General features: G+C 62.5%; 6 protein-coding genes. 1 reads left to right on the top strand and 5 read right to left on the bottom strand.

Features of this window, described 5'->3' with window-relative positions; all coding sequences use genetic code 11:
* The 5 genes from HMPREF3120_RS08795 to HMPREF3120_RS08775 form a co-directional block, all read right to left on the bottom strand.
* Positions 1–319 (bottom strand): HtaA domain-containing protein (locus tag HMPREF3120_RS08795; protein WP_210384510.1); only part of this gene is annotated, 319 nt, incomplete at its 3' end.
* Between the two features lie 10 nt (positions 320–329).
* A complete protein-coding gene (locus tag HMPREF3120_RS08790; protein WP_070452410.1) occupies positions 330–1,145 on the bottom strand; it encodes a heme ABC transporter ATP-binding protein in 816 nt (271 codons plus the stop codon).
* 1 nt (position 1,146) lies between these two features.
* Positions 1,147–2,190 (bottom strand): FecCD family ABC transporter permease, encoded by a 1,044-nt coding sequence (locus HMPREF3120_RS08785; protein WP_070452407.1) that lies wholly within the window; start codon positions 2,188–2,190, stop codon positions 1,147–1,149.
* A complete protein-coding gene (locus tag HMPREF3120_RS08780) occupies positions 2,183–3,286 on the bottom strand; it encodes a heme/hemin ABC transporter substrate-binding protein (RefSeq protein ID WP_070452404.1) in 1,104 nt (367 codons plus the stop codon). The genes HMPREF3120_RS08785 and HMPREF3120_RS08780 overlap by 8 nt, the downstream gene beginning before the upstream one ends.
* 15 nt (positions 3,287–3,301) lie before the next feature.
* Entirely contained in the window at positions 3,302–5,119 is a 1,818-nt protein-coding gene (locus HMPREF3120_RS08775; RefSeq protein WP_070452401.1) for an HtaA domain-containing protein, read from the bottom strand.
* A gap of 246 nt (positions 5,120–5,365) precedes the next feature.
* On the opposite strand from HMPREF3120_RS08775, the gene HMPREF3120_RS08770 reads away from it, so the two are divergent.
* Entirely contained in the window at positions 5,366–5,908 is a 543-nt protein-coding gene (locus HMPREF3120_RS08770) for a hypothetical protein (RefSeq protein ID WP_070452399.1), read from the top strand.
* Positions 5,909–6,061 lie beyond the last annotated feature (153 nt).

Raw genomic sequence — 6,061 nt, 5'->3', positions numbered from 1 at the left:
CATTGGCGTCCAACTTCGAGTTGGCCGGGTTGAAGGCGAAGTCGTACTTCAATGAGGCGTCGTCAGGCTGAAAGCGCTGGGACGGCGGATTGTGCTCCACAAAGCCGCCGAAGTGCTTGATAGTCGCGGGGGAAGCAACCTCGATTTTGCCCTTTGCAATTGGGCCGGTGATGTAGTTGGAGAACGTTCGTTTCAGATTCCAGCTCAGGCTCGCGGTCTCAATAGCGGGAACGCTCGCCGCGTGTGCAGACGGGGCGACGACGACACCCGCTGCAAGCAGAAACGTCGCCGCAGCGGCAGATTTACGGGTCGGGAACATGTGGATCTCCTTAGGTGCGGTCGGGGAAGAGGAGGTTGCGCGTGTGCGAGCCGAGGGCGTTGGTGTCAGTGCGCGTGGGGGATACGTGGATCGATTCCCCATGCCGGCGGACCTCGAGGGGATACTCGTATACTGCAGACAGGGTCTCGCTGGTAAACACCTGGTCAATAGGGCCGCTGGCGGCCACGCGACCTCGGTTGAGACAGGTCACTTGGTCGCAATAATTGGCCGCTGCGTTGAGATCGTGCAGCACCACCACGACGGTGCTCCCGCTACGCGCCGCCTGCCGGATGAGTCCAAGGGCACGCTCTTGGTGCTTAACATCCATGGCCGCTGTTGGCTCATCGAAGAACACCACCGGGGTGGTCTGCGCGAGGACACGCGACATGGCCACGCGGGCGCGCTCGCCGCCGGAGAGTGTCACGACTTCACGGCCGGCAAGGTGGGAAACCCCGGTGGCCTCGAGGGCGGCATCGATAATCGCGTTGTCCTCCTCCGGGCTGCTCGTGCCTTCCCACGGCGAACGTCCCATCGCCACGACATCGCGGACGAGGAATGAGAAGGTGACGGACACGTCCTGCAACATGACAGCGCGCTTCCTGGCCATCGCTTTTGGCTTGGCATGCCGCGGCTCAACACCGTCGATCTGCAGCACGCCCGAGGCAACGGGGATGTCTCCAGAGAGTGAGGCGAGCAGCGTCGACTTACCTGCGCCGTTCGGGCCGATGAGGCCGGTGACGGTGCCAGGTGCGGCGTGAAAAGAAACGTCGGAAAGCAACTCGGCGTCGCCGATGCGGACGGTCATGTTGTGCGCCTCAACGCTCATGTCAGTGCACCCCCTTGCGCATCATTTGACGAAGTAGAATGAAGAACGTCGGCCCGCCGACGAGCGCGGTGAAGATGCCGATGGGCATATCCGCGTACGCGATGAGGTTGCGCGCCACCACGTCTGCAACCGCGATCAGCGCCGCGCCGCCGAGTGCTGATGCCGGGATGAGCACGCTATTCGACGGTCCAACAGCAGTGCGGATGATGTGGGGAATCACCAAACCGACGAAGCCGATGAGTCCTGCGTAGGACACTGCGCCTGCGCTCAGTAGCGTCGCCAGGAGCACGCTGATTGTTCGCAACCGCTGTACGTTGACACCAACGTGCGATGCGGCGCCTTCTCCGAGCGCCAGCAGATCGAGCTTCCGGCCGAGGAACAGCGCGCACACAATTCCGAATGCCGCAATGCAGGCGACGGGGGTGACGTGCTTCCACTGTGCACCGGCGAGGGTGCCCATCTGCCAGAAAATGATCTGCTCACGCGCAGTCGAGGGTGCGAGGAACAGCAGGAATGAAATGGTTGCGCCAGCGACGGCGTTTACCGCGATGCCCACCAAGATCAAGTTGACAACCGCGGTCTTACCGCGGTGCCTCGCCAACGCCCACACCAATAGCGTCGTGGCTAAGCCGGCGACAAATGCGCCGATTGGGATGGTCATGGTGCCTGCGAAGCTCGCCCCGCTGACGATGAAAATCGCTGCACCGACGCCGGCACCCGAGGTCACACCCATCACTGAGGGCTCAGCCAGCGGGTTGGCGAAGACAGCTTGCATGAGCGCGCCCCCCACGCCGAGCGCAGCGCCGACAAGAATGCCCAAGATCAGCCGGGGGATACGCACCTGCCAAATGACAGAGGCATCCATGCCGTCAACGCCGAAGGGGCCGCGAGCGAGAATCCGCGGCAGGTCCCCGAGGTGGACGGTGTATTGGCCGACGCTTAGCGACACGACGAACGTCACCGCAAGCAGCACGACGAGTCCGATGAACAGCGCGATGCGGCGCCGGTGTCGCTGCGCGAACACCTGGTCTACGTAGTTAGCCATTCGTGCGCTGCCCGCTCTTTGTGTCCACCGAGCCGGTGTTGGCACCTTCGCCGTACAGCAGTTTCGCGGCGCGCAAGAGGAGCTCTCCAGTTTGGGGGCCGAAGGCGAGGGAGTCGCCGTCATTCATCGTGATCGCGCGTTGATTCTGCCCGGCGATTGTCTGCACGACACCCGGTCGCTGGAGTAGCCCTTCCATGCCGCCGGTGGACTCGAGGCCCTTCGTCATCAGTACAAACATCTCGGGGTTGAGCTCAGCGAGCGCTTCGGGGCTGGCCGGCTTCAGATCGGTGATGCCGGCCTCGGCCGCCATGTCGCGACCGCCTAGGGCATTGATCAGGCTGGTAGATCCGTAGTCCTCGCCAATGATGTAGAAGATGCCACCGGTGCCACGAAGGTACAGAAACGCCATGCGCAGCGGCTCAGCAGGCTTGATCTCATCGATCACGGCAAGCGCCTCTTCAACCTCGCGCATGCTGCGTTCGGCGAGCTTCTCGCCCTCCTCGGGCAAACCAACCACCGAAGCCACCAGGCGGATATCGTCGCCGATGGTCTCCAGCGAACGCTTGGGGTTCATCATCACCGTGGTGATACCTGCGTTGCGGATTTGCTCAATCACCTCTGGCGGGCCGACGGACTCATCCACAATCACCAGTGTTGGGTTCAGCTCCAAGATGGCCTCGGCGTTGAGGTTGTGGCCACCCACGGTGACCACTGGGCGGTCAGCCAAGGAGGGTTCCGTGCTCGACACCGTTCTGCCTACGATGTTCTCGTTGAGCCCCAGACCAGTCAGGGTCTTGGTGTAGGTGCCGTACAGGTCGAGCGCCAGGATGCGGGAGACATCGGTTACCTCAACGTCGAAGCCTTTCGCGTCTACCAGCGAAACAGGGAGGGCTGGTGTTGGGTTGGTAGCCACAGGGGCAACGTCGTCAAGCGAAGGCACGGTCTTCACACCCTGCGCCGCGCGCGGATCGACTTGGCCCGCTTCCGTGCGTAACTCGCTCGCGAGCTCAGCGTTCACACTCGATGTGCCGTCCCAGCTTGCACAACCGGTTAAGGCGAGCATGCAGACGAGGACGGTGGCTACTAGTCTCCTCATTAGGGTGGGATCTCCTTAGACGCTCGGGGCCTTGCGGCCGAAGTTGATAATGCTGCCGCCGCCGATAACCAGTGACGCGAGCAAGGCAAGTACCGACGGCACGCTGTTGCCGTCGAGGTTGAGACCGGACGGCGAGGCCCCGGAAGACTTGATCCGGAACTGGTCTTCGCCATCCCCGGTCTGCTCCTTGAATCCACCGAGCGAAGCGTTGTCGCCCATGCTTTGTGCTGCGGCGGTGGAGGACGCTGCGCCCGGGCCTGTCCCGTCCACACCGACACCGTCAGCACGCAGTGCCGCAGCGGCATCGGTGGAGCTGGACTTGCCCTGCGCGTCGCCTTTTGTTGCTCCTCCCTGCCCTTGGGCACAGTTCGGGGCGCCGCTGAGACTCGCGGTGAAATTGATCGGGTCCAGCGGGTCGCCTGCGGGGTAGAAGTTGGCGAACGCCTCGGCTCCAACTGGTGTCAGCGTGGTGGTTGCTGAACCGGAAACTGCGGAATCGGAGACGTCCAGCGACGTGAACGTGAGATTGGCCATGGCGACGCGGCCGTAGTCGCCGGGGTTGCCTTCGACATCGTTCGACGTGACATCCATGACAAGCAATCCCGCGTTGCCCTTGAATTGCACCTCGATGTTGGAGAAGCGGGTTTCAAGAATGCCCTTGTGGCCGTAGAATTCAATGGTTCCAGGGAAGAGGATCGTGCCTTCCTTGGTCTGCGGATTCACGGCTCCGCCTTGCGCCTTGAAGCGGTATTGGCCGTCGGAATACGCGACGTTGTTGGAAAGGTTCCAGCCACCCTTGGCAATCTGGCCCTGGATGTACGCGCGGAACGTGGAACGTACACCCCACGCGAAGTCGCCGCTGGTCACGCCCTTCGAGGCGGGGGCAGTGCAGATGTCGTTGGATACGGCCTGGGCTGCGGGTGCAGCTCCAGCTCCAGCTCCAGACTGCCCAGAGCTGGCTGCTCGGCTCGGGGCGGCACCACCCGATGGGCCTGCGATGCCACCTCCGCCGCCGCTACCGCCATCGGCCGCGTCAGCGGTGGAGAATCCTCCGCTGTTGGGCGCTGCAGCAACGCCGCCGGTACCAGTGCCAGCCGCACCAGCACCTGTCGGAGGAGCTTCAGCAGACGTGGCAGCGCTGGTACCCCACACCCGGTCGTGGAACTGGCCGGAGTTGTCCATGAGATTTTCAGTGTTGGTGATCAGCCCGTTGACTTCAATGAGAGTGTCGTTGACTTGGCCGAGCAGTTTGGCTGCGCCCTCGGTGGCGTTGGAGCGTGTGGCGGCACCACCACTACCTGAGTTTCCACTGGTCCCCGAGGGTGCGCCGGAGCCCGCCCCCATCTTAAGGCTGAGGTTGAGCGGGGAAAGGGGCTCACCAGCAGGGTAGAAATCCGCGAATACCTTGCTTGCACCTTCGGTAGACACCTTGGTGTCACCGGTGAGGGTGACGGTGTCTTGCGAGAAATCGGGAGCGGCTGAGAAAGCGACGGTGGCTAAGACCGCCTCCTTGCCTGTGAACAATGGGCCGATGTTGCCTGGCACGCCGGTGTTCTCGCGGCTCTCATAATCCACTCGAATCTCACCGCTGGTGCCGTTGATCACCAGTTTCATGTTGGTGAGCTTGATGTCAAGCGTCCCTTTGTGGCCATAGAACCGGATCCCGCCGTCAAATGCAATGGTGCCCGCATTCGCCCCCGTAATGTTCGAGTTGGCAACTGGGATGGTGAATACGCCGTTAGCGAGCGTGATCCCGCCGGAGGTCTGCACCTCACCCTTGGCAACGGGGCCCATGATGTACTTCATGAAGGAGTCGCGGATTGACCACTGCATTTGCCCGGATTGCACGGTCCGGTTGCTGGCGGCCTGCGCCGTGGCTTCGGGGGCCGCAATGAGTGGAAAGCCGATGGCCCCACCGGCAGTAAGCAGCGCCCCAGAGATGGTGAGGGCCGCAATTCTGTTAGCCCGTTGTTTGCTAGCTTTCCGCATCCTGTCGACTCCCTCTAGAATTCTACCAAGCTTAGGCTACACTAATTTAGCCATGGCTTAGTTTAAAACGCAAGTAGGAAGGGAAAACCCATGCGGGACAAGATCGATGCATCGTTTGCCATGCTCTACCCCGACGTTGATCCGGGAACGCCATTGCCGCCGTCAACCTGGGAGCGAGTGGCGGTGTCCTTGAGCTCCGGCGTGTTGTTCTTCGGCGTCGCGGCAGGCGACCTCATCATCGCCGGTGTGGGCCTGTTTTTGGTGCTGGTGGCGACGGTGATGCCAACGCAGCGCGCCGACCGGCGCACCCGAAACGAAGCTCGCGCGCGGTTCCCGCAGGTGCCTTGGGCTGAAAAGGACGTGTCACACCAATACGAGCCTGCGACGGTGATCGGTGTGACCTGGGCGGCTATCGCGATCGTCGCCGTTCTCGCGCTGCTACTCGTGCCAGCGAAGTTCAGCCTTCTTGCCGCGGGGGTGTGCGGCGTAGCCGCAGCAGTGATCATGTGGTTCGTCCCCGGGATCCACCCGTCCCGGCAGCCGGAGATTCTTGGCTACGAGGACGAAGACGACTCTTTAGATGCCCCCCGCGATGTGGAGGAGACTGCAACGTTCAGCCGCGTCGAGCAATAGCCTGCTCGTACACCTCGACCACTGCTTCGGTCGAGGTGCGCCAGTTCCAGCGCAACGCTTCCTCGCGCGCGGCGTCGTCGTCAAGTGGCGTTGTGGAGATCACCTCGCCGTTATGGAAGACCACCGCGCCGTTTTCGGCGATGAACGTCTCGC

Origin of the sequence: Corynebacterium sp. HMSC11D10 (genome assembly GCF_001806995.1) — a bacterium.
Classification (GTDB): Bacteria; Actinomycetota; Actinomycetes; order Mycobacteriales; family Mycobacteriaceae; genus Corynebacterium; species Corynebacterium coyleae.
The sequence above is the reverse complement of the archived record's forward strand: the minus strand, read 5'-3'. Positions and strand labels throughout refer to the sequence as shown.

Bases quoted from the DNA above. Each gene is read 5' to 3' on its own strand.
- HMPREF3120_RS08790 (WP_070452410.1), bottom strand. From the start codon at position 1,145: ATGAGCGTTGAGGCGCACAACATGACCGTCCGCATCGGCGACGCCGAG.
- HMPREF3120_RS08785 (WP_070452407.1), bottom strand. From the start codon at position 2,190: ATGGCTAACTACGTAGACCAGGTGTTCGCGCAGCGACACCGGCGCCGC.
- HMPREF3120_RS08780 (WP_070452404.1), bottom strand. From the start codon at position 3,286: ATGAGGAGACTAGTAGCCACCGTCCTCGTCTGCATGCTCGCCTTAACC.
- HMPREF3120_RS08775 (WP_070452401.1), bottom strand. From the start codon at position 5,119: ATGCAGTGGTCAATCCGCGACTCCTTCATGAAGTACATCATGGGCCCC.
- HMPREF3120_RS08770 (WP_070452399.1), top strand. From the start codon at position 5,366: ATGCGGGACAAGATCGATGCATCGTTTGCCATGCTCTACCCCGACGTT.